The organism is Micromonospora maritima (assembly GCF_902825405.1).
In the GTDB taxonomy this organism is placed as follows: domain Bacteria; phylum Actinomycetota; class Actinomycetes; order Mycobacteriales; family Micromonosporaceae; genus Micromonospora; species Micromonospora maritima.
In genome coordinates this window covers 1-1756 of record NZ_CADEAU010000776.1, presented here as the reverse complement: position 1 = coordinate 1756, position 1756 = coordinate 1, and the positions used below count along the sequence as shown (strand labels likewise).

General features: G+C 75.1%; 1 protein-coding gene. It reads left to right on the top strand.

Annotation, left to right across the window (positions count from 1 at the left end):
* On the top strand, positions 1–1756 hold a 1756-nt coding region (locus tag HUW36_RS32180; protein WP_174531502.1), incomplete at both ends, for a type I polyketide synthase.

Sequence of the window (1756 nt, the reverse complement as noted above, 5' to 3'; positions counted from 1 at the left end):
CGGACGCCGACAGGCCCGCACCGGCGACGCCGCCGCCACCGGCTGGATCGACCGGCTGGCCGGGCTCACCCCGGACGAGGCCCGGGACCGGCTGGTCGAGCTGGTACGCGCCCAGGCCGCCGCGGTGCTGGGCCACCCGTCGGCACAGGCGGTGCCCGCCGTGCGCGCCTTCAAGGAACTGGGCTTCGACTCGCTCACCTCGGTCGAGCTGCGCAACCGGCTCGCCGACGCCACCGGGCTGCGCCTGCCCGCCACGCTCGTCTTCGACTACCCGACGCCGGAACGCCTCGCCGACCACCTGCACGAGCACCTCGGCCACCGCCCAGCCGGCGACACCGCCGCCACCCGCGCCGTCACGGCCGACGACGACGATCCCATCGCCATCATCGGCATGGCCTGCCGGCTGCCCGGCGGGGTCACCAACCCCGACCAGCTGTGGCACCTCGTGTCCACCGGCGGCGACGGGATCGCCGAGTTCCCCACCGACCGGGGCTGGGACCTCGACGTGCTCTACGACCCGGACGCCGACCGCGCCGGCACCTCCAGCACCCGCCACGGCGGCTTCCTGCCCGGCGCCGCCGACTTCGACCCCGCGTTCTTCGGCATCAGCCCGCGCGAGGCCCTGGCCATGGACCCGCAGCAGCGGTTGCTGCTGGAGACTTCGTGGGAGGCGTTCGAGTCCGCCGGCCTCGACCCGCACGACCGCGCCACGACCACAGGCGTCTTCGCCGGCCTGATCCACCACGACTACGCCGGCCGGCTCGACGCCTCCGCCGAACTGGAGGGCTACCTGGTCAACGGCACCGCCGGCAGCGTCGCCTCCGGCCGGGTCGCGTACGTGTTCGGACTCGAAGGCCCCGCCGTCACCGTCGACACCGCCTGCTCGTCGTCGCTGGTCGCGCTGCACCTGGCCGGCCAGGCCCTGCGGGCGGGGGAGTGCGACCTCGCCCTCGCCGGCGGCGTCACCGTGATGGCCACGCCCAGCGCGTTCGTCGGGTTCTCCCGGCAACGCGGACTCGCCCCCGACGGGCGGTGCAAGTCGTTCGCCGCCGGCGCCGACGGCACCAGCTGGGGCGAGGGCGTCGGCATGCTGCTTGTCGAACGCCTCAGCGACGCCCGCCGACGCGGCCACCGCGTCCTGGCCGTGGTACGCGGCACCGCCGTCAACCAGGACGGGGCGTCGAACGGGTTGACCGCGCCGAACGGGCCGTCGCAGCAGCGGGTGATCCGGCAGGCCCTGGCGAACGCCCGGTTGTCGCCGTCGGAGGTGGACGTGGTGGAGGCGCACGGCACCGGTACGACGTTGGGGGATCCGATCGAGGCGCAGGCGGTCCTGGCGACGTACGGGCAGGGTCGGGAGACGCCGCTGTTGTTGGGGTCGATCAAGTCGAACATCGGGCACACGCAGGCCGCGGCCGGTGTGGCCGGCGTGATCAAGATGGTGCTGGCGATGCGGCACGGCGTGGTGCCGCCGTCGTTGCACGTGGACGAGCCGTCGCCGCACATCGACTGGACCGCCGGCGCGGTCACCCTCGCCACCGCACCGACCCCCTGGCCCGACCGGGACCGGCCCCGCCGGGCCGCCGTCTCCTCGTTCGGCATCTCCGGCACCAACGCCCACGTCGTCCTCGAACAACCACCCACCACCGACCACCCCGTCACCAGCGACGACCGGGCCGGCGACGCGCCCGACGGACGCCCCGGCGGGCCGGCGGTGCTGCCGGTGCTGCTGTCGGCGCGGACCGACGCCGCGCTC